Genomic DNA, 25,123 nt, shown 5'->3' on the forward strand with positions numbered 1-25,123 from the left:
CGCCACCCGCCGAGTCCCCTCCGTGAACGGGGTACGTCCGTCGGGGCACGGCCTGACCCTCAGCACGGCGGCCCCGGCGCCGGTCGGGCGACCGGCGGCGGGGCCGCGGCGTGCGGGAGGCGCGGTGTCAGTCCTCCGACCCGCTCACGACGGCCCGCTGCCGGCGTCGCAGCACGGCTCGGCCCGTCACGAGGCCGAGGCCCGCGACCAGCAGCGCCGCCCCGAGGCCGAGCGGCCAGGCCGCGTCGGCGCCGGTCAAGGCGAGGTCGCCGGGTCTCCCGGCGGGACGGACCGTCGGGGTCGCGCCCGGGGCCACGGGGGCTGCGCTCGCCGTCGGCGTCGGTCCGGCGGTGGGGCCGGGGGAGGGCTCGGGCGACGGGTCGGGCGTCGGGCCGGGCGTCGGGTCCGGCGCGACGACGGTCACGGCGACCGTGCCCAGCCCGGCGTCCGCGAACCCGGTCGTGAAGGGCACCGCCCCGGCGACGTCGCCGTCGACGACGAGGCGGTAGTCGGTGCCGGGGTCGAGGCCGTCGAGCACGAAGCGCCCGTCGGCGTCGGTCGTGGTCTCGGCCACCGGGGCGTCGCCGGTGGCGGGCAGCACCGCGACCGGCGCGTCGGCGACGGGCTCGCCGTCCTGGTCGACGATCGTGCCGTCGACGCTGACCGTCTCGGGCGCGGGCACCTCGAGCACGAGCGGCGTCGCGGGGGCGCCGGCGGCCGGGGTCGTGAACGGGACCGCCGCCTCCGCCTGCTCGTCCACCACGATCACGTAGTCGGTCTCGGGCAGCAGCCCGTCGACCTCGAAGCCGCCCGCGGCGTCGGTCTCGACGGTCGCGACCGTCTCGGTGGGCTCGCCGCCGTCGGCCGGCACGAGCACGACGTCGAGCGTCGCGCCCGCGGCGGGCGCACCGTCGGGGCCGGTGATCGTGCCGCTCACGTCGACGGTGGGCTCGGGGGCCGGCGCGGGCACCGGGCGGAAGAACCCGACCGGCAGCACGCCGCCGCTGTTGGGCACGAGCGTGCCGAGCGACTCGCCCGTGTCGGCGCGGAAGAGCTCGTACGACGTCGTCGGGGCGAGGTCGGCGACGGTCGCCGTGCCGTCGCCGGCCGTGGTCACCTCGGCCACCGTGGCGCCCGAGGCGCGCTCGACGAGCCGGAGCGGCAGGTCAGGCACGGGCGTGCCCTCGGTGTCGACGATCGTCGCGGTGACCGCGACCGACGTCGGCGCGGGCGCCGGAGCGGTCGGGAAGGCGACGTCGGCGACCCCGTCGGCCGACGTCAGGTCCACGACGACGTCCTCGGCGGCGGGGGTCCCCGCCGGCGGCTCGACGGTGACGCGCCAGCCCGGCGCGGCGGTGAGGGCCGGCACGACGTACTCGCCGCGGGCGTTCGTGGTGGTCTCCGCGACGACGGTGCCGGAGGCGTCGCGGACGGTGACGGCCGCTGCCGGGAAGGCCGCGCCTCCCTCGGTCACGGTGCCGGTCAGCGACTGGGTGCGCGTCGCGAACCAGGTCTGGAAGACCGGGAAGCCCGAGCGCTGCTGGAAGGTCAGCGTCAGGGAGCCGAGCGGCACGGTCGGGCTGAACCAGGCCGCGGCGCCCTCGGTGTCGAGGGCGCCGGCGTTGCCGAGCAGCACGCCGGTCGAGGAGTCCCAGGTGGGCACGTCGCCGAGGCCGGCCGCGTCGCACGAGGGGCCGCCGGCGACGCGGCAGTAGTTGTAGGCCGAGCCGAAGCCGAGCGCAGAGGCGGACACGGCCGCTCCGGCCGGGTCGGTCGCGGTGACGGTCACCTGGTCGGCGTCGACGTCGCCGAGCACGAACGACCAGCCGGCCGACGGGGTCGCGGAGGCGAACGTGTAGGTGGTGACCGAGGCGGCGGAGGCGACGGGCCGGTCGAGCTGCGGCCGCAGGTTGAGGTACGGCAGGCCCCGGCTCGACCCGTAGCGCTCGCCGGGTGCGGTGGCGGCGGCCTGCCAGGTGCTCGAGCCGCTCGGCACCGTGGCCTGGCGCGAGGTCGAGGTGAAGGTCGTCTCGGGGAAGCCGCCGGGCAGCGACATCGTGCCGGACCACTCGCGGGCGCTCCCGGTGAGCGTGAAGCTGCCCCAGGCGCCGGCCTGGGCGGCGGAGGCGGTGGTCGCCCCCGCGAGGGCGAGCCCGAGCGCGACGACGGCGACGGTGCCGGCCGCGGCGCCGCGGCGGAGCGCGGCCCTCACGCGGCGGCGGGGGTCGGAGCAGGCGCCGTGTGCGAGGCGGCCGGGACGGGCCGCGGGCCGGGCCCGGGCTTCGGGGCGGGGCCGGGCGTGGGCGTGGCGGTGACGGTCATGACGTTCCCCTCGTGCTGGTCCCCTGATGGGCCCGCCCGTCGAGGCTAGCCGCGAGCTGAGCGTCTGTCACCGACGGATCGGCGACCGGGGACGAGAACGGCACCGCCGCCTCCCGGGGTGACGGGGGCTGACGGTGCCGGGGCGCTGCCGCCGACGCGGCGCTCGGAGGGAGCTAGCGCTTCTTGACGTTCGAGACGGCGTCCTCGGAGTGGGAGGCGGTGCCGCGCTTGTCCTTCTTGTCGGCCCGCTTCTCCTTGAGCGACCGCGTCGCGGTCGTCTTGGTGGACTTCTTCGTCGATTTCTCTGCCATGGTGGTGCCTTCGTCGCCCGTCCACGATGGACCGGTGCGCCGGAGCCTACGGTGCGGCGCCCCGAGACTCGCTACCCTCGTCGATGTTCACGGCTGGCGCACGGCAGGGCGTGTCGAGGACGCCCCACCCGACAGCGCCCGAGAGGCACCATGACCGACGACGTCGCCACTGACGCACCACCCACGCGCACCGAGCGCCTGGACGAGCTGCCCTTCACCCGCGAGCACGGCCGACTGCTCGCCGGCAGCGGCGTCGGCTGGGCCCTCGACGCCCTCGACGTCGGCCTCGTCTCGTTCGTCATCGCCCAGCTGGCCGTCGTCTGGAGCTCCGACCGCGGCGCCCTGGCGTTCGTCGCCTCGGCGGGCTTCGCGGGCATGGCGATCGGCGCGGCCCTCGGCGGCACGCTGTCCGACCGCCTCGGGCGCAGGACGGTCTTCGCCCTCACCCTCCTCGTCTACGGCCTGGCGACCGGCGTCTCCGCGCTCAGCTGGTCGGTCGGGGCGCTGCTCGTGCTGCGCTTCGTCGTGGGGCTGGGCCTCGGCTCCGAGCTGCCGGTGGCCTCGACGCTCGTCTCCGAGTTCTCGCCGCGGCGCATCCGCGGGCGCGTCGTCGTGCTGCTCGAGGCGTTCTGGGCGGTCGGCTCGATCGCGGCGGCGCTGGTCGGCTACCTGGTGGTCCCGACCAGCGACGACGGCTGGCGCTGGGCGCTGCTGATCGGGGCCCTCCCGGCGGCGTACGCCGTGTTCGTGCGGCTGCGCATGCCCGAGTCGGTGCGGTACCTCGAGTCGCGCGGGCGCCACGACGAGGCCGAGCGCACCGTCCGCGCCTTCGAACGGGCCGCCGGGGTGCCCGCCCCCGCCCCGGCCGACGTCGCGGCCGCGTCGGCCAGGGCGACGGGCCTCGAGGAGGCGCGGGTCGCGTCGGGCACCCGCCGCGCCTCCGTCTCCGCCCTCCTGCACGACGGGCTCCGCCGGCGGACGGTCGCCCTGTGGCTCGTCTGGGCGGCGACGAACTTCTCGTACTACGGCGCCTTCGTCTGGCTGCCGACCCTGCTCGTCGAGGCCGGCTTCCCGCTCGTCAAGTCGTTCGAGTACACGCTGCTCATCACGCTGGCGCAGCTGCCCGGCTACGCCGTCTCGGCCTGGCTGATCGAGCGCTGGGGCCGTCGGGCCACACTGGCGGCCTTCCTGCTGGGCTCCGCGGTGGCCGCCGCCGCCTTCGGGGCCGGCGTCGTCAGCGGGAGCGCGACGCACATCGTGGTGTCGGGCGCGGCCCTGTCGTTCGCGAACCTCGGAGCGTGGGGCGCCCTGTACGCGGTCACCCCCGAGCTCTACCCGACGCGGCTGCGCGGCACGGGGTCGGGCTGGGCCGCGGGGGTCGGGCGCGTCGCCTCGATCGTCGCGCCCCTGTCGGTGCCGCCGCTGCTCGTGCTGGGCGGCGCACCCCTGCTCTTCGTCGTGTTCGGCGCGGTGTTCCTCGTCGCGGCCGCCGCGGCCCTCGCCCTGCCCGAGCTCCGCGGCACGAGGCTCGCCGAGTGAGCGCCGGTCGCGGTCGGGGCCGTCGTCGTCGGTCGTCGCTGCTCGGCGTCGTGGTCGTCGTCGTGGCCGCCGTGGCCGTGGTGGCGTTCCCGCAGCTGCTCGACGGCTCGGGCGACGGGTCAGGCCCGGGCGGCGGCTCGGGTCCGGTCACCGGTTCGTCGCCCGAGGTCGCGGTGCCCGCCGCCGTCCCCGCGGGGGCCGCGCAGGCCACGGTCGAGCGCGTGGTGGACGGCGACACCGTGATCGTCGTGCTCGCCGACGGCGGTGCGCGCGAGCGCGTCCGCCTCATCGGCGTCGACACCCCCGAGACGGTGCAGCCCGACGCCCCCGTCGACTGCTACGGGCCCGAGGCGAGCGCCTTCACGACGACGAGCCTGCCGACGGGGTCGACCGTCTGGCTCGAGGCCGACGCCTCGCAGGGCGACGCCGACCGGTACGACCGCCTGCTGCGCTACGTCTGGACGCCCGCCGGGGTCATGCTTAACCACGACCTCGTCGCCCAGGGGTACGGCCGCGAGGACACCTACGACGACCCGTACCGCTACCGCGACGCCTTCGTCGCCGCCGAGGCCACGGCCGAGGGCTCGGGCGCAGGCCTCTGGTCCGCCTGCGGCTGACCACGGCGCCGGCTCGGCCACCAGAACGCGTCGCCGGTGAGGAAGACCAGGGCCGGCACGAGCACGGTCCGCACGACGAGGGTGTCGAGCAGCACGCCGATGCAGACGACGACGCCGACCTGGGTGAGGGCGACGACCGGCAGCACGCCGAGCACGGCGAACACGGCCGCGAGCAGCACGCCCGCGCTCGTGATGACGGCGCCCGTCGAGGCGAGCGCGCGCACCATGCCCTCGCGGGTGCCGTGCCGCTCGCGCTCCTCCCTCGCCCGGGTGGTGAGGAAGATGTTGTAGTCCACCCCGAGCGCCACGAGGAAGAGGAAGGCGTAGAGGGTCACCGCCGTGTCGAGGGCGGGGAACCCCAGCACGTGCTGGAACAGCCAGGTCGACGCCCCCAGGCTCGCCGCGAACGTGGCGAGCACCGAGGCGATGAGCAGCACCGGCGCGACCAGCGACCGGAGCAGCAGGGCCAGGACGGCGAAGACGACGGCGAGGATGATCGGGGCGATCAGGCGGAGGTCGGCCTGCGCGGCGGTGCGCTCGTCGTACGCCGTCGCGTCGCTGCCGCCGACGAGGGCCTCCGACACCGCGCCTCCGGCCCCGGCGTAGGCGTCGCGGAGCGCCTGCACGGCGACGAACGCGTCGTCGCTCTCCGGCTCGGCCGCGAGCTGGACGTCGACGCGGGTCAGCCCGGAGGCCTCCTCGCCGGCGGTCGCGGTGTCGACGCCGTCGACGCCCTCCGCCACGGCCACGGCGTCGGCGGCCGCCGCGGACGGCATGAGCACCGTCGTCTGGCTGGTGAGGCCGGCCGAGAACGAGTCGTCGACGATGCGCTGGGCGGTGACCGAGTCGGGGTCGCCGAGCAGCTGGTCGGTCTGCGAGAGCCCGACCGCGTAGCCGCCGAGGCCCAGGCAGAGCACCCCGAGCCCGGCGACCGCGGCGACGCTCACGAGCACGGGCCGGCGCTGCACGCCGCGGCCGAGGCGCTCCCAGGCGCCCTGCTTCCGGGCCGCGTGGTGGTGGGGCTCGTCGGCGGGGGCGGAGCCGGGGGCGGAGGCGCGGGGCACGAAGGGCCAGAACAGCCCGCGACCGCAGACCACGAGGGCGGCCGGCAGCACGACGAGGGCGAAGACGACCGCGACCACGACGCCCAGGGCACAGGCCACGCCGAGGGCGCGGTTGCCCGCGAGGGAGGCGAGCACGAGGGTGGCGAGGCTGAGCGCGACCGTGCCGCCGCTCGCCGCGATCGCGGGCCCGGCGCTCGTCACGGCGGTGCGCATCGCCCGGTGCCGGTCGTCGTCGCGCAGCAGCTCCTCGCGGTAGCGGGCGACCAGCAGGAGCGCGTAGTTCGTGCCCGCGCCGAAGACGAGCACCGAGAGGATCCCGGAGATCGAGGCATCGACGGTCACCCCGAGCGGCTCGGCCAGGGCCGCCACGACCCGACCCGCGAGGCCGTCGGCGACGCCGACGACGGCGAGCGGCACGATCCACAGCACGGGGCTGCGGTAGGTGACGATCAGCAGCACGGCGACGACGACCACGGTGACGAGCAGGAGGCGGAGGTCCGCCCCCGCGAACGAGTTCGAGACGTCGTCCTGGAAGCCGACGGGCCCGGTCAGGTACGCCGAGAGGTCGTCGGGCAGCCCCTCCGAGGCGGCGGCGCGCAGCTCTCCGGCCACGCCCGACAGGTCGGCGTCGACGTCGGCCCGGGCGAGCGGCACGGCGACGAGCACCGCGGCGCCGTCGTCGCTGACCTGCGGGCGGACGGCCTGCGGGGTGGTCGACAGGGCCGCGAGGGCGTCGGCGCGGGCGGAGACCGACGCGACGTCCGCGTCGGAGAGGGCGGCGCCTCCTCGGCTCCAGACGACGATGCCGACCGTCGTGTCGGACGACGGGAACGTCTCGAGCAGGGCCGTCACCTCCGCCGCCTGGCTGTCGTCGGGCAGCCCGGAGGGCGGGAACGCGTCGTCGCCGCCCGAGGGCAGGAACGCGAAGAGCAGGGCGACGGCGACGAGGGTGCCGCCGAGGACGGCCCAGGCCGACCGGTGGCCGCTGACGAGGCGGGCGAGTGCGCGCACGAGTGTCCTTCAGTTGGTGGAAGTCTTAGTTGCTGAGAGTATTGCACGGCGACGGCCCGACGTCGACGAGAATCAGTGCACAGGAGGCGCGATGACCGACCCAGACCCGGCTCACCCCGACGTGCGAGACGCGGCGGGCGCGCCCGCCCGCGCCGGGGCCCGCCGCGACGTCGTCACGGCGATGCAGCAGCTCACCACCGAGTCGCAGCGGGTCGCCCAGGCGTTCGCGGCCCAGCAGGGGCTCGGCCACATCGACCTCGAGGCGCTGCTGCACGTCATGCAGGCGGAGCAGCGGGGCGACCCGGTCACCTCGGGCCGCCTCGGCGACGTGCTCGGCGTGACGTCCGGCGCCGCCACGGGCGTCATCGACCGCCTCGAACGCGCGGGCCACGTGCACCGCACGCGGGACGACGTCGACCGGCGCCGCGTCATCGTGCGCTACGACGAGGCGGCCCGCGCCGTCGCCGGCCGCTTCTTCGGGCCCCTCGGCGCGCTGAGCGACCGCGTGATGGCGGGCTACGACGACGCCGAGCTGCAGACCGTCCGGAGGTTCCTCGGCGAGATGGCGGCGGCCATGGGCGAGCACGCCCGCACCGTCGGGCGCCCCGACCCCGACCCCGACCCCGACCCGACGACCCCCGCCCCGGAGGCACCATGACCGACCACGTCTCGGCCCTCGACCTCTTCTCGGTCGGCATCGGGCCCTCCAGCTCGCACACCGTGGGCCCGATGAGGGCCGCCCGCCTCTTCCTCGACGGGGTCGCCGCCGCGGGCCTGCTCGACCACGTCGCCCGGGTGGAGGTCGTCCTCTACGGCTCGCTCGCCGCCACCGGCCTCGGCCACGGCACCCCGTCGGCGGTGCTCGCGGGCCTCGCGGGCATGGAGCCCGAGACCTGCGACCCGCTCGTGGTCTCGTCGATGCAGCGCTCCGTCGAGCAGGGCGGCGGCATCCGCCTGCTCGGTCGGCACCAGGTCGCGTTCGCGCCGAACGACCTCCGCATGGCCCCGCTGACGCGCATGCCGCGGCACCCCAACGCGATGAGCCTCGAGGTCCGCGACGCCGACGGCGCCGCCCTCGCGCGGGAGGTCTGGTTCTCGACCGGCGGCGGGTTCGTCGTCCGCGACGGCGACGACGAGCACGTCGTGCCCGCCGCCGAGGCCCCGTTCGCCTTCGTCGACGCCGACGACCTCCTCCGGCTCTGCGACGCCGAGGGCGTCGGCATCGCCGAGCTGGCCTGGCGCAACGAGGTCGCGGTGCACGGCGAGGCCGCCGCCGCGGCCGGCCTCGCCGCCCGCTGGGCCGCGATGGAGGCCTGCGTCGACTCCGGCCTCGCGGCCTCGGGGGTGCTGCCGGGCTGGATGAAGGTGCCGCGCCGGGCCCGCCAGATCGCGGAGATGCTCCGGGCGCAGGAGGAGCGGGCGACCGCGTTCGCGATCGGGGGCTCCGCGGTCGACCAGGGCCGCGCCTCCTCGTTGCTCACCTCCGACCTGCCGGCGCAGTGGCTGCAGGCCTACGCGATGGCCGTGAACGAGGAGAACGCGGGGGGCGGCCGCGTCGTCACCGCGCCGACCAACGGCGCCGCCGGCATCATCCCCGCCGTCGGGTACTACGCGATGCGGTTCCACGGGGTGACGCGTGACGAGCTCGAGCGCGGCTACCTGCTCACGGCCGCCGCCATCGGGTCGCTCTACAAGCGGAACGCCTCGATCTCCGGCGCCGAGGCCGGCTGCCAGGGCGAGGTCGGCTCGGCCGCCTCGATGGCGGCGGGGGCGCTCACCGCGGTGCTCGGCGGCACGCCGCGCCAGGTCGAGAACGCCGCCGAGATCGCGATGGAGCACCACCTCGGCCTCACCTGCGACCCCGTCGGGGGCTTCGTGCAGGTGCCGTGCATCGAGCGCAACGCCATCGCCGCCGGGACGGCCGTCGCCGCCACGCGGATGGCGCTGCTCGGCGACGGCAGCCACGTGGTCAGCCTCGACACCGTCATCGAGACGATGCGCCAGACCGGGCGCGACATGGCCGACAGCTACAAGGAGACCAGCCGGGCGGGCCTCGCGGTCAACGTCGTGGAGTGCTGAGCGGGCGGCTGGGCCGCGGCACGCGGCCGGGCGGGCATGGCCGGGCGGGCGGCCGGGCGGGCACTATGCCCACCTGGCCGCGCCGGGCCGCTCCGCCGGTCAGCGCACGCGCAGCGTGACGCCCGCCGACGTGCTGCCGAGCACGTCGGGCGTGCCCGAGTAGCGCACCGAGATCACCGGGCTGCCGGCCGTGGCGTACCGCGGCAGCGTCACCGTCGCGGTGCCCTGGCCGGTCGAGGTCAGGGCGACCGTCTGCACGGCGCGCCCGTCGGAGAGCACGGTGACCGAGCCGGCCGGCGAGGCGACCCCGGCGACGCGCACGGTGACGGTGGCCGTCGTGGCGGTGTTCCGCGCGGGGCTCGTCGTGGCGGGCGTGATCGCGACCGTCGAGCTCGCGGGCACGACCGTGACCGTCTGGGGTGCGCTGACCGACTTCACGAGCGACGTCGACGAGGGCGCGAACGACGCCGTGAACGACCACTGGCCGGCCGACGTGCTCGCGGGCACGACCCACGACGCCGTGCCCGAGGCCAGCGGCACGACGGCCACCGGCACTCCGGAGCGCGTGAAGGTCACGCTGCCCGCGGGCCAGCTGCCGGCCACCGGGGACACGGTCGCGGTGAGCGTCGTCGTCGTCGAGCCGAAGGTCTGCTGCGGGCCGCTGACGCGGAGCGACGTGGTCGTCGCGCCGGCCGCCACGGTGAGGGTCTGCGGTGCCGAGCTCGACGCCGCGAGGGCCGGGTCGGCGGGCGTGAAGGAGGCGCGCAGCGCGTGGCTCCCCGCCGCCAGCGTCGTCGGCACGGCGATCGTCGTGCGGCCGCCGGTGCCCACGGGCACGGTCGACAGCACGGTCGAGCCGTCCACCAGGCTCACGGTGCCCGCGGGCGCCGTGCCGTCGGCGCGGGAGACGACGGCGGTCGCCGTGGCGCCGGCGCCGCCGTAGGTCTGCGAGGCGGTCGAGAGGGTCAGCGCGGTCGACGTGGACACGGCGCCGCGGGGCCCGCGGAGGGAGACGTCGAGCACGGCGCCGCCCTGGGGCGAGAGGCTCGCGACGGCGACGGTGAAGCCGCCGCCGGCGCTCGTGAACGACTCGCCGGCGTCGAGGTGCGTGTCGCGGCGGGCGGGGTCGGCGGCCGCGTCGGTGCCGACGGCGAGGGCCACCGTCGTGGCGAAGCCGCCGGGCTGGGGGAGGGCGCGCAGCACGCGCACGCTGCCCGTGGCGGCCGAGCTGTCGAGCGCGCACTTCGTGAAGCCGGTCGCGACGACCGTGCAGCGGGGGGCGCCGCCGGCGAACTCGGCGCTCGACCGGTCGCGACCGGTCGCCGTGCGGTACTCCAGCACGTAGTGCTGGCCGCTGACCGGGTCGGTGACGTCGACGGCGCGGCCGGCGTCCGCGGTGTCGAGCGAGGGCAGCACGACGCGCTTGCTGGTCGCCGGCGTGCTCAGCGCGACGGTGCTCGGCATCCAGCCGAGGCGCATCCGCTGCGGGGACGACAGGTGGGGGCGGGCGCCCGACACCGAGTAGCCCATGATGTCGAGGTGGTCGCCGTACTCCTCGGTGGGGCAGGCGGCGTCGGCCGTGCTGCGGAAGTCGCCGGGGGCGCCGTCGAACGAGGTCGTGCTGCGGCAGAGCGCCGAGCCGGCGTGGCCGAGCCCGAGGTTGTGGCCGAACTCGTGCAGCAGCACGGGCACGCCGAGCTGCTGGCCGAGGCCGTACGAGCTGACGATCTCGCCGCCGTCGCCGCCGATGGTGCCGAACGCCTGCGTGCCGCACGCCTCGCGGGGCAGCACGAGCAGGTGCTTCTCGGTGCCGGCCCAGCCGTACGAGGCGAAGGAGCCGCCGAAGGCCGAGGCCTTGACCTTGCTCAGGGTCGCGGAGGCGTCGCAGCTCGTGCCGCCGAGCGAGCGCTCCTCGACGCCGCCGAGGCGGACGTCGACGCGACCGCCGGACTCCTCCCACCAGTAGTCGTGCAGGGCGGTGACGGCGGCGTCGACCGACGCGCGGTCGAGCGAGGTGACCGTGTCGTCGGTCGTGGCGGCGGTGGCCGACACGGTGCTCACCCAGAGGGTGTGGACGACCGGGCCGGTCGTGGGCGCGTCGTCGAGGGCGTCGGCCCGGGCGAGCGCCGAGGGCGGCACGACGAGCTGGTCCTTCGGCAGGGAGGCGGTGGTCGGGGCGGGCGCCGGCGCGGCGCTCGCGGGCGCGGCGGGCGCGGCGACCAGGCCGGCGAGCAGCAGGCCGGTCGCGAGGAGGCCGGCGGCGAGGGCCGACGGCAGGCGGGCAGGGAGGGATGACGGCACGGGGGTTCTCCGGTCGGGGCGGGGGAGGGGCGCGGCCCGACCGTCGGGTGGTCAGGGCAGCGGCGCGCAGCGTTCATGCATGCGCATGGAGTTGATCGTGCCCCCCTCCTGCCGGGGCGGCACTCCCCAGAACGAGTCCGTCCGGTGTCGGCGGCCATCGGTAGCCTCGTCCGCATGGCCGCTCCCCGTCGTTCCTCCTCCCGCGCCGGGCGCTCGGGCGCCGTCCCGGGCGGCGGCACCGACGCGCCCCGCATCGACCACGTCGACCCGACCGGCCTCGTCGACGTGACGGGCGACTCCCTCGCCCCGCACGACGACCGCGAGCGGGAGCGCCTCGTCGACGCCGACCTCGCCGACCGCGACCTCGAGGGCGTCGTCCTCCGCGAGTGCGTGCTCGAGGCGCCCCGGCTCGGCGGGGCGCGCCTGCGGGGCGCGCGGTTCGTCGAGATGGTCGTCGCCGACTCGTTCGCCCCCGAGCTCGCCGCCGGGCGCAGCACCTGGCACGACGTCCGCGTCGAGCGCCCGCGCTGGGGCTCGGCCGAGCTGTTCGACGCCGACTGGCGCTCCGTCCGGGTCGTCGGCGGCAAGATCGACTACCTGAACCTGCGGGGGGCCCGGCTCACCGACGTCGTGCTCGAGGGCTGCAGCATCGGCGAGCTCGACCTCGGCGGTGCGGAGGCCCTGCGGGTGGCCCTCGTCGACTGCCGCGTGGGCACGCTCGACGTGACCCGCGCCTCCCTCGCCCACGTCGACCTGCGCACGACCTCGTTCGACCGCGTCGACGGGCTCGACGGGCTCCGGGGGGCGACCGTCGACGCGCTGCAGCTGCAGGTGCTGGCGCCTGCCCTGGCGGCGCACCTGGGGCTCGTCGTCGACTGATCCCGCCACCGTGTCGCGGCGTCGCGGCGTCCGCGGTCGGGGCGCCGCGGCCCGGCGGCGTAGCCTCGAGCGCATGATCGACGTCGACTGGAGCACCGGCAGCTGGACGACCGCGCCCGCGCGCGTGGAGGTGGGCGACGACGGGATGCGCGTGACCGCCGTCGAGGGCAGCGACGCCTGGCGGGTCACCTCGTACGGGTTCGTGCACGACACGGAGCACGCCCTCCTCGCGCCGCTCGAGCAGGGCACCGCGGTGGAGGTCTCGTTCCGCCTCGACCTCTCGGCCCAGTTCGACCAGGCCGGCGTCTTCGTCAGGGTCGACGACGAGACGTGGACGAAGGCCGGCGTCGAGCGGAGCGACGGTGAGGACGGCCTCGGCGCCGTCGTCACGCGGGGCGTCTCGGACTGGTCGCTCGCGCCCGTCCCCGGCTGGCACGGCCGCGAGGTCACCGTCCGGGCCAGCCGCTCCGGCGACGCCCTGACCGTCCGTGCCCGGGTGGACGACGAACCGTGGCGCCTGGTCCGGGTGTCGCCGCTCGACCCCGACGCGGCGGCGACGGCCGGGCCGATGTGCTGCGCCCCCTCGCGCGACGGCCTCACCGTGCACTTCACCGCCTGGCGGACCGGGCCGGCCGACGAGGGCCTGCACCCGCCGACCTGACCCGACGGGGCGACGTGACGGGGCGTGACGGCGGCCGAGGCCGCTGTCGGGGCCCGGTGCTATCGTCGCCGGTGAGCAACGCGCTCCGGGGTCAGCGAAAATCTGAACCGGCGGTCACAGTCCGCGACCCGGTGCGGCCCCCAGACGGTGGTCGCCCCGGTTGAACCGGTGGAACTCCGGTACCGACGGTCACAGTCCGGAAGGGAGGCAGCGCGGGCCAGGGCTCGTCGACGACGGCGCCCGGGCTGGCCGCGACCTCGCGTCGTCCCCGGAGAGCCCCAGCAGGCTCACCGACGGAGACAGCATGACCCCCACCCTCGCCCCGCGGCGCCGGCCGACGCCGGTGCTCGCCCTCCCGTCCCTCCTGCCGACGGCGGTGATCTGACGTGTTCACCGGTCTCGTCGAGGAGAAGGGCCGCGTCGTGCGGCTCGCCGACGCGGGCGACAGCGTCCGGCTCACCGTGCACGGGCCGCTCGCGGTCGACGGTGCCGGGCACGGTGACTCCATCTCGGTCAGCGGCGTCTGCCTCACCGTGGTCGAGCGCGACGGGGAGTCCTTCACGGCCGACGTCATGAAGCAGACGCTGGTCATGAGCACGCTCGGCGACCTGGCGCCCGGCCTCCCCGTGAACCTCGAGCGGGCCGCCCGCGTGGGCGACCGGCTCGGCGGCCACATCGTGCAGGGCCACGTCGACGGCACGGCGACCGTCCTCGAGACCGAGGAGGGCGACGCGTGGCGGCGCGTGCGCCTCAGCCTCGCCGACGACCTCTCGCCCCTCCTCGTCGACAAGGGCTCCGTCACGCTCGACGGCGTGAGCCTCACCGTCAGCGGCATCAGCGAGCCGGGGGCCGACGAGGGGTGGTTCGAGGTCAGCCTCATCCCCGAGACGCTCGCGGCCACGACGCTCGGCGAGAAGGCCGCGGGCGACCGCGTCAACGTCGAGACCGACGTCCTGGCGCGCCACGTGCGGCGCATGCTCGCCCTCGACGCGACCGCCGGGGCCCACCGCTCCGGCCGGGCGTCGTGACCGGGGCGCCGAGCGCCCGCGGGGGCGCCTCCGAGGCACCCCGGCGCACGGGCACCGAGCGCCTCGACGACGTCGCGACCGCCCTCGACCACCTCCGTCGCGGGCGCCCGGTCATCGTCGTCGACGACGAGTCGCGCGAGAACGAGGGCGACGTCGTGCTGAGCGCCGAGCTGGCGAGCCAGGAGTGGCTGGCCTGGACGGTGCGGGTCTCGTCCGGGTTCGTCTGTGCCCCGATGTCGGCGGAGATCGCCGACCTCCTCGACCTGCCGCCCATGGTCGCCCGCAACGAGGACGCCCGCGGCACCGCCTACACGGTCAGCGTCGACGCCGCCGAGGGCGTGACCACCGGCATCAGCGCCTCCGACCGCGCGCGCACCCTCCGGGTCCTGGCCGACCCGGCCTCCGTCCGCGACGACCTGCACCGCCCGGGCCACGTCATCCCGCTCCGGGCGCGGCCCGGCGGAGTGCTCGAGCGTGACGGCCACACCGAGGCCGCCGTCGACCTGATGGTGGCCGCCGGTCTCCGTCCCGTCGCCGCCATCAGCGAGATCGTCGCCGACGACGGCGAGATGATGCGGCTGCCGGGGCTGATCGAGCTGGGGCGCCGCGAGGGCGTCCCCGTCGTGACCATCGCCCAGGTCGTCGCCCACCGCCTCGCGGCCGCCCCGGCCGTCCCCGGCGACCTCCCCGGTCGCCCCGCCCCCACCGAGAGGACCACCGCATGAGCGGCGCAGGAGCACCCACCGAGCAGGAGCCCGTCGACGGCCGCGGCCTCCGCGTCACCGTCGTCGCCGGCACCTGGCACACCCAGATCAGCGACGGGCTGCTCGCGGGCGCCCTCGCGACGATCGCCGAGCTCGGCGCCGAGGCGACCGTCGTCCGCGTGCCGGGCAGCTTCGAGCTGCCCGTGGTCGCGAAGGCCGCCCTCGAGGCCGGGGCCGACGCCGTCGTGGCGCTCGGCGTGATCATCCGCGGCGGCACGCCGCACTTCGAGTACGTCTCCGACGCCGCGACGTCGGGCCTGCTCCGCGTGACGCTCGACACCGGCAAGCCGGTCGGCTTCGGCGTGCTCACCCTCGACGACGAGCAGCAGGGCCTCGACCGGGCCGGGCTGCCCGGCTCGAAGGAGGACAAGGGGCGCGAGGCCGCCCACGCGGCCGTCTCGACCGCCGTCCAGCTGCGCGACCTCGCGCGCCGCGCCTCCTCGGGGCGTGTCGTCGGGTTCTGACGCCCCCGGGGCCTGACGGCCGAGGCGACGACGGCCGGCCCCCGAGGGGGCCGGCCGTCGTCGCGGAGGGGGCTACTAGTGCTCGCCGAGGACCTCGTCCAGGAAGCCGCGCATCTGCAGCCACGACCGGCGGTTCGCCGTCTCCTGGAACTGCGCGCCGTGCTCGGGGCTGTCGGTGCCCGGCACCGCGAAGGCGTGCATCGCCCCGCTGTAGCTGACGACCTGCCAGTCGCCGACCTCGGCGTCGCGCAGCTCGTCCTCGAAGCCGACGACCGCGTCGTCCGGCACGACCGGGTCGGCCGCGCCCGTCAGCACGAGCAGGGGCGCCTTGACCGCGCCCTTCTCGGCGGGCGCGCCGGTGCCGAGACCGCCGTGGAACGACACGACCCCCGCCACCTCGGCACCCGAGCGGGCGAGCTCGAGCGCGCCGGAGCCGCCGAAGCAGTAGCCCATCACGGCGATGCGCTCGGGGTCGACGCCGGGCTCGGAGCGGAGGCGCTCGAGGTTCGCGGTGAGGCGGGCGCGGAACGCCGCGACGTCGCCGTACCAGGCGCCGGCCTCGGCCGCCGCCTCACCGGGGCCGGGGCGGACGCCCTGGCCGTAGACGTCGCCGGCCAGCGCGACGTAGCCGAGGCGGGCCAGCATCTGGGCGCGCACCTTGACGTGGTCGACGACGCCGAACCAGTCGTGCAGCACGAGCACCGCGGGCCGGAGGGCGCCCTCGGCGTCGCCGGGCGTGGCGAGGAAGCCCTCGAGGGGCGTGCCGTCGTGGTCGTACACCACGTCGCCCGCCTCGACGGTGCCGGTGTCGGGCACGCTGTCGAGCAGGTCGCGGAGGTCGGGGGAGAGGTCGGGGGCAGGGGTCGTCGTGGTCACCCCGTGACGGTACTCCCGCTCAGCCGACGAGTCGCCGGACCGCCTGCTCGACGACGTCGCACCGCCGCTGGTGCGGGCCCTGGTGCAGGTTCGTCGCGGTCGGCGTGACGAACCAGGCCAGCACGCTGCCGAACACCATCGTCAGCAGCTCGTCGGCGTCCCAGTCGGAGGGGATGTCGCCCGACGCCTGCGCGGCCCGGACGGCCTCGCGGCGGCGGTCGAGCTGCTCGTGGTCGACGACCCCGGGGCTCGGCAGCGTGACGCCCTCGATCTGGCCCCAGAGCAGCAGGCGTGCGTCGTCGGCGTGCGTCGCCAGGTGGTCGTAGAGCCTGCTCGCCCACTGCGGCAGGTCGTGCGCGTCGAACGGGACGGCCTCGAGCCACCGGTCGATGCTCTCGCCCAGGGCGGCGTCGAACAGGTCGCGCTTCGTCGAGAAGTGGGCGTAGAGCCGCTCCTTGCTCGCCTCGGCCTCGCGGGCGATGGAGTCGACGCGGGCACCGGCGAGGCCGCGGGCGGCGAACTCGACGTGCGCCGCCTCGAGGATGCGGTCCCGCGGAGGGGTTGCTCGACGTGGCATGGCCCGAGCTTAGGGCGCGCGCGGACCGGACGGAACGGTCCGGACGACCCCCGTCCAGGTCCGGCCAGGACGGGGGCGGCGGCGCCGACGACGGGGCGGACGACGTGCGGGAGGGGCAGGGCCTGCCCGGAGGCGCGGGCTCAGACGGCCGGGACGACCCGCGACATCGGCACGTGCGGGATGCCGTCCTCCAGGAACGGCCCGCCGTCCACGGCGAAGCCGAAGCGCGCGTACCAGCCCTCGAGGTGCGCCTGGGCGTCGAGCCGCACGAGGCGGCCGGGGCAGTCGGCGAGGGCCCGCTCCATCAGCTGGGCGGCGAGCCCGCGGCCCCGGGCCGACGCGGCGGTCGCGACACGGCCGATCCGCCGGTCGTCGCCGTCGCAGAGCAGCCGGACGGTGGCCAGCACCTCGCCGTCCTCCTCGACCCAGAGCATCTGCGCGTCGGGCTCGACGTCGCGCCCGTCGAGCTCGGGGTAAGGGCAGTCCTGCTCGACGACGAAGACGTCGACCCGCAGCTTCAGCAGGCCGTAGAGCGCGAGGGGGTCGATGTCACGGACGGCGGAGGCGCGGTGCAGGAGGGTCACGGAGTCACGGTAGCGTCCGGTCGCCCCGAGCACCTTCCCGGCGACGCTGCGTCGGCAGGGGCCGCTGCGCCGGCGCGCGACCGGGCGCGGCTCACATCGGCTCCCCGAGCGGATGGTCGACGAAGCCGCCGCCGATCGGCGTCGAGCCGCCCACCGGCGGCTCGTCGACCTCGTCGGCGTACGCCTCGGCGTCGTCGACCGGGTGGTAGCCGATCGCCTCGCCCGCCGCGAGCGAGACCGGGCGCCGCGTGTTGCGCGAGACGCCCCAGACGACGTGGTGGCCGGTGGCCGTGGTGGTCAGGGCGGCCTCGACGAGGCGGGCGGCGTCGCCGGCCGAGAGCCAGGTGCCGAGGCTCCGGGCGTCGAAGGGCCGCTCGACCGCGGTCATGATGCGCGCCGAGACGACGAGCTGGCCCGCGCGGTCGGCGTAGAGGCTGCCCATGGCCTCCAGCACGACCTTGCTCAGGCCGTAGAACGTGTCGGGACGCGCGGCCGGCACCTCGTGCTCGGCCGCGGCGCTCCAGGGCAGGTAGCCGGCGGCGTGCACCGAGCTCGCGGCGAGCACCCGCCGCACCCCGGCCCGCACGGCGGCCTCGTGCACGGCGTGGGCCCCCTCGACGTTGACGTCGCGGATGTCGTCCCACGACCGCTCGTCGGCGTACGCGGCGAGGTGCACGACGAGGTCGGCGCCGCGGATCGCCTCGGTCAGGGCGTCGAGGTCGGTCACCCCGACGACCGCGGCCGACTCGGTCGGCGCGAGCGGCTCGGCCGGGGCGACCAGGTCGAGCAGGCGCACGTCGTGCCCCGCCGCGGCGAGGTGCGGCCGGAGCATGGCCGCGACCTTGCCGGCGCCCCCGGTGACGGCGATGACCGACACGGCGTCAGCGCCCGGTGTCGGCGCGCACCGACAGGGTCTGCACGCGGGGAGGGTCCTCCGGGGTCAGCCGGACCTCGAGCCGCAGGGCCCCGCGTCGCCCCGGCAGCCACCACACGCGGTGCGACGGGGTCGCCGACTCCGCGGTGGGCAGATCGCGTGCGTCGTCGTCGTCGAGCAGCCCGCCGACCGCCTCGAGCTCGCGGGCCCACAGGGCGCGACGTCGAGCGAGCGGCACGTCGAGCTCGACGTTCTCGCTGAGCAGGCCCTCGGGCACGTCGCGACCGCGCACCACGGCCTCGACGAGGGGCATCGCCGCGAGGGTCTCGGGCCACGGATCGGCGACGACCCGCGCCTCCGCCGCGTCGGCCATCATGCCGTCGAGGGCCCGGCTGACAGGTACGGCGACCTGGGCGTAGGTGGCGTTCTCGAGGCCGACGGCACCGAGGCCGGTGGCGGTCTGCCAGCGCATGTGGGCCGAGAAGCCCGGGTAGCCGCCGGAGTGCGAGACGACGGTGCCGAAGTCGGGGTACTGCTCGACGAAGAGGCCGAAGCCGTAGCCCGAGGGGTGGGCCCCCCGGCCGGGCACGAGCCGGTGGAGCTGCTGCATCTCGCGGCGGGAGGCGCGGCTGAGCACCCCGTCGACGTCGCCGCGGCCCTCGGGGTCGAACGCCGACGACAGCCACCGGGCCCAGCGGGCGAGGTCGGTCGTGGTGCTGAACAGCCCGCCGATGGGCGAGAAGGCGCCGGGGCCCGAGAAGGGCAGGGGGTCCCAGCCGTCGTCGACCGGCCGGTGCCCGACGGCGACGCCGCCGGTGGCGGGCACGTCGGCCTCGAAGCCGGTCGAGGGCAGCCCGAGGGGGCCGAGCAGCGTCTGCTCGACGACCTCGCGGTAGGGCCGGCCGGCCGCGCTCGCGACGACGCGGCCGAGCAGCGCCCAGCCCAGGTTCGAGTAGGCGAACGTCGTGCCGGGCACGCTGTCGAACCGCAGGCCGCGCCGCAGCAGGGCGTCGAGCTCGTCGTCGGTGATCGACTCCTGCCGGTCGCCCCAGGGGTCGTCGGTCGGCAGGCCGCCCGACATCGTCATCAGCATCCGCACGGTCGGCACGGGCGAGTCGCCCGTGGGCAGCGCGACGTCAGCGAAGGCGGGCACGAAGTCGGTGACGGGCGCGTCGAGCACGAGCTGCCCCGCGTCGCGCAGGGCCAGCAGCGCCGCCGCGGTGAAGCTCTTGGTGCAGGAGGCGATCCGGTAGGCGGTGTGCGGACCCGGCAGGGCGCCCGCCACCTCGCCGCGGGCGCCGTGGTGCGTGACGCCGTCGTGGTCGAAGGTCGCGAACACGACGCTCGGCGCTCGGCGTTCGGCCTGACGCGCGTCGAAGACGGCGTCGATGCCGGAGGGGCGGGCGGAGTCGGTCATGATGCCTCTCGGTGCTCGGTGCTCGGTGCTCGGTGCTCGGTGCTCGGTGCGCGGGCGGCGCGGCGGTCAGGGCGACGCGGGGGAGGAGCGGCGCATCGTCTCGTAGGCGTCGAGGGCGCGACGCCGGGACTCCTTGAGGTCGACCAGCGGCTCGGGGTAGTCCTCGGTGTCGATCTCGGGCACCCACGCCCTCACGTAGTTGCGCTCCTTGTCGAACTTCTCGCCCTGCAGCACGGGGTTGAACACCCGGAAGTAGGGCGCGGCGTCGGCGCCGGAGCCCGCCGTCCACTGCCAGTTGGCGGGGTTGTTCGCCTCGTCGGCGTCGACCAGGGTGTCCCAGAACCACTGCTCGCCGACCCGCCAGTCGACCAGGAGGTTCTTGATCAGGAAGCTCGCCGTCACCATCCGCACCCGGTTGTGCATCCACCCGGTCGTCCAGAGCTGACGCATGCCGGCGTCGACGAGCGGCACGCCCGTCCGGCCGTGACGCCAGGCGTCGACCTCCGACTCGGGCACGTCGGCCCACGGGAACGCCTCGAACTCGGGGCGGTAGCTGACGGTCGCCAGGTCGGGCGAGGTGAAGAGGATGGTGTGGTTGAACTCGCGCCAGACCACCTCGCGGAGGAACGACTGCGCCCGCTCCCGCGAGGCGGGCGGGAGGTCGCCCCGCATGCGGTGCCAGATCTGGAACGGGCTGACCTCGCCGAAGCGCAGCCGGGGCGACATGCGGCTCGTCGCCTCCTGGGCGGGGAAGTCGCGCTCGCCGTAGTCGGCCAGGTGGCCGGTGGCGAACTCCTCCAGGGCGTCCAGCGCGGCGGCCTCGCCCGGGGTCCAGGTCTCGCGCAGCCCGGCGGCCCAGTCGGGCTGCGTCGGCAGCAGCTGCCACGAGTCGAGGTCGTCGCTGGCCGGGGCGGTCTCGGGAGGGCGCAGGGAGTCGGGAGCGTCGAGCGGGTGCCGGGGCTCGGGCCGGTCGAGGCAGGCCCGCCAGAACGGGGTGAAGACCTTGAACGGCTGGCCCTGGCCGGTCTGCACCGTCCACGGCTCGAAGAGGAGGTTCGCGGCGAAGCTCTCGGCCACGAGGCCCTCGTCGCGGAGCGCGGTCTTGAGGGCCGCGTCGGTGTCGCGGGGCACCTTGCCGTAGCGGCGGTTCCAGTACACGGCGCCGGCGCCGACCTCGGCCACGACGGCCGGGAGCACCTCGGCGGCGGGGCCGCGGCGGAGCGTCAGGCCGGCCCCGAGCTCGCGGAGCGCGCCGTCGAGCGCCACCAGGCTGTGGTGGAGCCACCAGCGCGCGGCTCCGCCGAGGGGGCGGATGCCCGGGGTCTCGTCGTCGAGGACGACGAGCACGACCACCGGCTCGCCACGGTCGACCGCGGCGACGAGGGCGGGGTTGTCGGCGACGCGGAGGTCGTCGCGCAGCCAGACGACGGAGGGGGACGAGGTCACGAGGCGGCACCGACCTCGGCGTCGACCCGGGCAGACCCGCCCGGGGCGCCGCCACCGCCGCCCGTCTCGCCGAGGCGGAGCCGCGTGCAGAGGTCGGTCAGCGCGACGAGCTCGTCGTGGTCGAGGCTGCCGCCCACGCGGCGTCGGATCGCGGCGGCGTGGTCCACGGCGGTGCGCCGGTAGAGGTCGTAGCCGTGGTCGGTGAGGGCGACGATGATGCCGCGCCCGTCGCCGGGGTCGGTCTGCTTCTCGACGATGCCCTTGCTCGCCAGGCGGTCGACGAGGCGGCTGATGCTCGGCTGGGTGAGCAGGAGGTGACGGGTGAGGTCGCGGATGCGAGCCCGCCGCTCGGGCTGGCTCGACAGGTTGAACAGCACGTCGTACTCGTTGAACGAGATGTCGTCGGTCGGGAAGGCGGCGTTCAGCTCGCGCATGATGCTCACTTGTGCTCGGAACAGGGCCTCCCAGGCCCCGACGGCCACGGCTGTCTCGCTCATGTCGCCACCTCGTCTCGTGTCGACGTCGAGTCTACGAAGAACGGCCGACAGGGGGACGCCGCGGTGCGGGCGGGCCGGAGTGCGAGCCGGTGAACGGACCGGCGAGCATCGGCGAGCGGCGGGCCGGCCCGGACGTGACAGAGGGCCGGTCGCGAGGCGACCGGCCCTCTTCCCTTGCACCAAGAGTGTCCTGCAATCACATTCCGTGTCGGCTGCCACAGCAAACAACCTCAACGCGGTCAATCTATAACGGTGCGGTAACGGAGGTCTAGTTACCGAACCGTTATCTTGCTGGGAACTTCCCCTGAGGGGGACCCCGGTGCCTCAGAAGACGTCGGGCGACGGCGTCGACGCGTGGCGGATCGACACGTCGGCGTGGCGGTCGAAGCGGTAGCCGACCCCGCGGACGGTGCGCACGATGTCCTCGAAGGCCCCGAGCTTCGACCGCAGCCGCCGGACGTGCACGTCGATCGTGCGCTCGTTGGGCGCTTCGCCGTCGTCCTCCGACCAGAGGCTCGAGATCAGCTCGGCGCGCTCGATCGTGCGCCCCTCCCGCAGCACGAGGTACTGCAGCAGCTCGAACTCCTTGTAGGTCAGCGGGGCGGTCTCGCCGTCGAGCAGGAGGCGCTTGCGCGAGATGTCGACGACGACGCCCCCGCGGGCCCCGGGCTCCTCGTCCTCGACGGTCGGCCGCCGGGCCGCGAGGGCGGAGGGGTCGTGCAGGGCGAGGCGGACGACGTCGACGTCGCGTCCGCCGGCGCCGGTCGGGGCGAGCGCCACGGCCGCGTGGGTCTCCGCGGCGGGGGCGATCCGCGCGACGAGGGCCTTGATCTGGGCGACGATCTCGCCGAGGTCGGTGTCGGCCTCCGCGGCCTTGAGCTCGTCGATGCCGACGTACAGGGCGAAACCGCGGGCCTCGGTGCCCTCGGGCACCGTGCGGGGCCGGGGGGCGGCGGGCCGGGCCGAGGCGCTCGCCTCGGGAGCCGGGGCGGCGACCGGCGCGGCGCTCAGGGGGCGGCCGCTCGGAGCGACGGCGCGGGGGCTGGTGGCGACGGCGGGGGCGGTGACGGGGCGGTCGAGGATGAGGGACATGGGTACGCGGGATCCTTGCGTGAGGTGAGCCGCGCCCCCGGGCGTCGTCGGCCGGGGGAGTGCTCGGTGTGTGTCGGTGCCCGGGGCCTCGATGTCGAGGGCTCTGCCGGTGGGCAGCGGTGCCGGGGCGGACGGCCGGTCGAGCGGGAGCTCAGGGCCGTGGGGATGCGCGTCGGAGGTGGTGACGCGTGTGCATCCGGGAGTCGCGGTTCAGCTGCAGGGTCGTGCGGCGAACTCGGCAGCGCGCGGGGCGCGGCACGGCGACTCGGCGAGGTGCGGCCGGATCAGGCACACATTCGACACAGGACGACGGCGCTCGGCATCATCATGCCGGTGCTCCCGGAGGCCTCGGGGGAGGTCGGGATGAACACGCTGTCAGTCATGGGGTCGATCTTCTGTCACCCGTGCACGACCTGTCAAGGCAGCACGACGAAGCGCCCGATCCGTGCGCCACGTCGAGTGGCGTGGCCGGATCGGGCGCTGCGGGGAGGGGGAGAGGGGGAGGCGCCGGTGCGGTGCCGAGGTCAGGCCAGGCCGTAGAGGCGGTCGCCCGCGTCGCCCAGCCCGGGCACGATGTAGCCGTTCTCGTCGAGCTTCTCGTCGACGGCGCCGAGCACGATGCTGACGTCGCGGCCGTGCATCGCGGCCTCGACCGCGGCGAGGCCCTCGGGGGCCGCGATCAGGCAGACGGCCGTCACGTCGACGGCGCCGCGCTCGAGCAGGTAGTCGATGGCGGCGATCAGCGAGCCGCCGGTCGCGAGCATCGGGTCGAGCACGAAGCACTGGCGGTTCGACAGGTCGTCGGGCAGCCGCTCGGCGTACGTCGTCGGCTGCAGGGTCTCCTCGTCGCGGACCATGCCGAGGAACCCGACCTCGGCGGTCGGCACCAGCGTCGTCATGCCCTCGAGCATGCCGAGGCCGGCGCGGAGGATCGGCACCACGAGCGGCCGCGGCTGGCTGATCGCCAGCCCGGTGGTCGGGCCGACGGGGGTCTGGATCTCGATGGGCGTGGTGCGGACCCCCCGGGTGGCCTCGTAGGCCAGCAGCGTGACGAGCTCCTCCGTCAGGGCCCGGAAGGTCGGTGACGGCGTGCTCGCGTCGCGGAGCACGGTCAGCTTGTGGGTGATCAGGGGATGGTCCGCTACGTGCACTCGCATAGGCTCCACGGTAGCGGAGTCGTCCGCCCCCGACGCCCGTCGACCCGAGGAGCCCCGTGACCGCCGTGCCCCCCGAGCTCGCCCGGTGGATGGGGGCCGCGCTCGCCGAGGCGGAGGGCTGCGCCGTCTCCGACGACGTGCCCGTCGGGGCCGTGGTGCTCGACGCCGACGGCGTCGTGATCGCGACCGGCCGCAACGAGCGGGAGCTCTCGCAGGACCCGACCGCCCACGCCGAGGTCCTGGCCCTCCGGGCCGCCGCGCGCCACACCGGCGACTGGCACCTGACCGGCACGACCCTGGTGGTCACCCTCGAGCCGTGCCCGATGTGCGCGGGCGCGATCCTCGCGGCCCGGGTGCCGCGGGTGGTCTTCGGGGCCTGGGACGAGAAGGCGGGAGGCGCGGGCAGCGTCTACGACATCCTCCGCGACCGCCGGCTGCCGCACCGCGCCGAGGTCGTGGCGGGGGTCCGCGAGCCGGAGTGCCGGGCCCAGCTGGACGAGTTCTTCGCCGCCCGTCGTGCCGACGACGACACCGGCACCGGCACCGGCACCGGCGCCGGGACCGGCGCCGCGGCCGCGGCCGTGGCCGACGCCTAGTCGGCCGCGCGGATCACGATCGCGTCGGTCGCCGGCGCCACGTGGCCCGGCTCCACCCAGACGTCGGGCTCGACGTAGATCACGCGGGCGATCGGCACGGCCTCGCGCACGCGCGACTCGACCGTGTTGATCGCGGCGGCGACGTCGCTGAGCAGCGTGCGGCCGGGCATGGCGACCTTCGCGGCGACGAGCAGCTCCTCCGGGCCGAGGTAGAGGGTCTTCATGTGGATGATCGACTCGACCTCCGGGCCGTCGGTCACGGCGGCGCGGATGGCGGCGACGTCGGCGGCCGAGGCGCCCTCGCCGACCAGCAGGCTCTTCGTCTCGATGCCGAGCACGACCGCCACCGCGACGAGCAGCACGCCGATGAGGAGCGTCCCGATCGCGTCGAAGACCCCGTCGCCCGTGATCCAGGTCAGCACGACGCCGACCATGGCGAAGGTGAGGCCCAGGAGGGCCGCGGCGTCCTCCAGGAGCACGACCGGCAGCTCGGGGGCCTTGGCGCGGCGGATGAACGAGACCCAGCTCTGGCTCCCCTTCGACGGCCGCGCCTCCCGGATCGCGGTGCGGAGCGAGAAGCCCTCCAGTCCCAGCGAGATCGCGAGCACGAGGACGGGCAGCCAGGGCACCTCGAGGGGGTGCGGCTCGCGGAGCTTCTCCACGCCCTCGTAGAGGGAGAAGACCCCGCCCACGCTGAACAGGATGATCGAGACGACGAAGGCGAAGACGTAGCGCTCGCGCCCGTAGCCGAAGGGGTGCTCCTCGTCGGCGGCCTTCTTCGCGCGCCGCCCGCCCAGCAGCAGGAGCAGCTGGTTGCCGGAGTCGGCCAGCGAGTGCACGCCCTCGGCGAGCATCGACGACGACCCGGAGAAGGCCCAGGCGATGAACTTGGTCACCGCGATGCCGAGGTTCGCGGCCAGTGCCGCGAAGATCGCCTTGTTGCCGCCGGAAGTGCTCATGGTGTCCG

At 75.8% G+C, this 25,123-nt stretch carries 23 protein-coding genes and 1 pseudogene; 10 read left to right on the top strand and 14 right to left on the bottom strand.

Annotated features, from left to right (window positions below):
- Positions 1-127: 127 nt before the first annotated feature.
- Both JOE43_RS07125 and JOE43_RS07130 read right to left on the bottom strand, forming a co-directional pair.
- Positions 128-2,212: a carboxypeptidase-like regulatory domain-containing protein gene (locus JOE43_RS07125; protein WP_209516402.1), complete on the bottom strand. Its 2,085-nt coding sequence runs from the start codon at positions 2,210-2,212 to the stop codon at positions 128-130.
- 283 nt (positions 2,213-2,495) lie between these two features.
- Positions 2,496-2,633, bottom strand: a complete 138-nt coding sequence (locus JOE43_RS07130; protein WP_167258398.1) for a hypothetical protein — start codon at positions 2,631-2,633, stop codon at positions 2,496-2,498.
- 150 nt (positions 2,634-2,783) lie between these two features.
- Between JOE43_RS07130 and JOE43_RS07135 the strand changes: the two genes are divergently transcribed.
- Complete coding sequence (locus JOE43_RS07135) at positions 2,784-4,172, top strand: MFS transporter (protein WP_209516405.1); 1,389 nt, start codon at positions 2,784-2,786, stop codon at positions 4,170-4,172.
- The gene (locus JOE43_RS07140) at positions 4,169-4,789 is read left to right on the top strand and encodes a thermonuclease family protein (protein ID WP_209516407.1); all 621 of its coding nucleotides are present in this window, start codon (positions 4,169-4,171) and stop codon (positions 4,787-4,789) included. The genes JOE43_RS07135 and JOE43_RS07140 overlap by 4 nt, the downstream gene beginning before the upstream one ends.
- On the opposite strand, the gene JOE43_RS07145 is transcribed toward JOE43_RS07140, so the two are convergent.
- Complete coding sequence (locus tag JOE43_RS07145) at positions 4,714-6,864, bottom strand: MMPL family transporter (RefSeq protein ID WP_209516410.1); 2,151 nt, start codon at positions 6,862-6,864, stop codon at positions 4,714-4,716. The genes JOE43_RS07140 and JOE43_RS07145 overlap by 76 nt on opposite strands.
- A 91-nt stretch (positions 6,865-6,955) precedes the next feature.
- Between JOE43_RS07145 and JOE43_RS07150 the strand changes: the two genes are divergently transcribed.
- The gene (locus JOE43_RS07150; RefSeq protein WP_209516413.1) at positions 6,956-7,522 is read left to right on the top strand and encodes a MarR family winged helix-turn-helix transcriptional regulator; all 567 of its coding nucleotides are present in this window, start codon (positions 6,956-6,958) and stop codon (positions 7,520-7,522) included.
- The gene (locus JOE43_RS07155) at positions 7,519-8,943 is read left to right on the top strand and encodes an L-serine ammonia-lyase (RefSeq protein WP_209516416.1); all 1,425 of its coding nucleotides are present in this window, start codon (positions 7,519-7,521) and stop codon (positions 8,941-8,943) included. The genes JOE43_RS07150 and JOE43_RS07155 overlap by 4 nt, the downstream gene beginning before the upstream one ends.
- 99 nt (positions 8,944-9,042) lie before the next feature.
- Here the strand turns inward: JOE43_RS07155 and JOE43_RS16160 are convergent, their stop codons facing one another.
- Positions 9,043-11,244 (bottom strand): Ig-like domain repeat protein, encoded by a 2,202-nt coding sequence (locus tag JOE43_RS16160; RefSeq protein ID WP_209516419.1) that lies wholly within the window; start codon positions 11,242-11,244, stop codon positions 9,043-9,045.
- 174 nt (positions 11,245-11,418) lie between these two features.
- Here JOE43_RS16160 and JOE43_RS07165 point away from each other — a divergent pair, with 174 nt between their 5' ends.
- The 5 genes and pseudogenes from JOE43_RS07165 to ribH all read left to right on the top strand — a co-directional run bounded on the left by JOE43_RS07165 (position 11,419) and on the right by ribH (position 15,040).
- Positions 11,419-12,123, top strand: a complete 705-nt coding sequence (locus JOE43_RS07165) for a pentapeptide repeat-containing protein (protein WP_209516422.1) — start codon at positions 11,419-11,421, stop codon at positions 12,121-12,123.
- A gap of 73 nt (positions 12,124-12,196) precedes the next feature.
- Positions 12,197-12,784: a DUF1349 domain-containing protein gene (locus tag JOE43_RS07170; RefSeq protein ID WP_209516425.1), complete on the top strand. Its 588-nt coding sequence runs from the start codon at positions 12,197-12,199 to the stop codon at positions 12,782-12,784.
- Between the two features lie 386 nt (positions 12,785-13,170).
- Positions 13,171-13,812 (top strand): riboflavin synthase, encoded by a 642-nt coding sequence (locus JOE43_RS07175; protein WP_209516428.1) that lies wholly within the window; start codon positions 13,171-13,173, stop codon positions 13,810-13,812.
- A 113-nt stretch (positions 13,813-13,925) separates the two neighbouring features.
- Positions 13,926-14,462 (top strand): annotated as a pseudogene (ribB, locus tag JOE43_RS07180) (3,4-dihydroxy-2-butanone-4-phosphate synthase); the annotation flags it as partial.
- A gap of 71 nt (positions 14,463-14,533) precedes the next feature.
- Entirely contained in the window at positions 14,534-15,040 is a 507-nt protein-coding gene (gene ribH / locus JOE43_RS07185; protein WP_209516434.1) for a 6,7-dimethyl-8-ribityllumazine synthase, read from the top strand.
- 75 nt (positions 15,041-15,115) lie between these two features.
- On the opposite strand, the gene JOE43_RS07190 is transcribed toward ribH, so the two are convergent.
- The 9 genes from JOE43_RS07190 to upp all read right to left on the bottom strand — a co-directional run bounded on the left by JOE43_RS07190 (position 15,116) and on the right by upp (position 23,560).
- Positions 15,116-15,916, bottom strand: coding sequence for a dienelactone hydrolase family protein (locus JOE43_RS07190; protein WP_209516438.1), 801 nt, complete (start codon positions 15,914-15,916; stop codon positions 15,116-15,118).
- Positions 15,917-15,935: 19 nt separating this feature from the next.
- A complete protein-coding gene (locus JOE43_RS07195) occupies positions 15,936-16,493 on the bottom strand; it encodes a TetR family transcriptional regulator (protein WP_209516441.1) in 558 nt (185 codons plus the stop codon).
- 140 nt (positions 16,494-16,633) lie between these two features.
- Complete coding sequence (locus JOE43_RS07200) at positions 16,634-17,077, bottom strand: GNAT family N-acetyltransferase (RefSeq protein WP_209516444.1); 444 nt, start codon at positions 17,075-17,077, stop codon at positions 16,634-16,636.
- Positions 17,078-17,168: 91 nt separating this feature from the next.
- Positions 17,169-17,954, bottom strand: a complete 786-nt coding sequence (locus JOE43_RS07205) for an NAD(P)-dependent oxidoreductase (protein ID WP_209516447.1) — start codon at positions 17,952-17,954, stop codon at positions 17,169-17,171.
- Between the two features lie 4 nt (positions 17,955-17,958).
- Positions 17,959-19,368, bottom strand: coding sequence for a serine hydrolase (locus JOE43_RS07210; protein WP_209516450.1), 1,410 nt, complete (start codon positions 19,366-19,368; stop codon positions 17,959-17,961).
- Between the two features lie 66 nt (positions 19,369-19,434).
- Positions 19,435-20,814, bottom strand: a complete 1,380-nt coding sequence (locus JOE43_RS07215) for a deoxyribodipyrimidine photo-lyase (RefSeq protein ID WP_209516453.1) — start codon at positions 20,812-20,814, stop codon at positions 19,435-19,437.
- Positions 20,811-21,311, bottom strand: coding sequence for a MarR family winged helix-turn-helix transcriptional regulator (locus tag JOE43_RS07220; protein ID WP_209516455.1), 501 nt, complete (start codon positions 21,309-21,311; stop codon positions 20,811-20,813). The genes JOE43_RS07215 and JOE43_RS07220 overlap by 4 nt, the downstream gene beginning before the upstream one ends.
- A gap of 324 nt (positions 21,312-21,635) precedes the next feature.
- On the bottom strand, positions 21,636-22,403 hold the full coding sequence (locus JOE43_RS07225; RefSeq protein ID WP_209516458.1) for a winged helix-turn-helix domain-containing protein: 768 nt from the start codon (positions 22,401-22,403) through the stop codon (positions 21,636-21,638).
- Between the two features lie 524 nt (positions 22,404-22,927).
- Positions 22,928-23,560, bottom strand: a complete 633-nt coding sequence (gene upp, locus JOE43_RS07230; protein ID WP_167258435.1) for a uracil phosphoribosyltransferase — start codon at positions 23,558-23,560, stop codon at positions 22,928-22,930.
- An 89-nt stretch (positions 23,561-23,649) separates the two neighbouring features.
- Between upp and JOE43_RS07235 the strand changes: the two genes are divergently transcribed.
- Positions 23,650-24,156, top strand: a complete 507-nt coding sequence (locus JOE43_RS07235) for a nucleoside deaminase (RefSeq protein WP_209519126.1) — start codon at positions 23,650-23,652, stop codon at positions 24,154-24,156.
- Here JOE43_RS07235 and JOE43_RS07240 read toward each other — a convergent pair.
- On the bottom strand, positions 24,153-25,115 hold the full coding sequence (locus tag JOE43_RS07240; RefSeq protein ID WP_209516461.1) for a cation diffusion facilitator family transporter: 963 nt from the start codon (positions 25,113-25,115) through the stop codon (positions 24,153-24,155). The two genes, JOE43_RS07235 and JOE43_RS07240, sit on opposite strands and share 4 nt — an antisense overlap.
- Positions 25,116-25,123 lie beyond the last annotated feature (8 nt).

Source organism: Frigoribacterium sp. PvP121 (genome assembly GCF_017833115.1).
Lineage (GTDB): Bacteria > Actinomycetota > Actinomycetes > Actinomycetales > Microbacteriaceae > Frigoribacterium > Frigoribacterium endophyticum.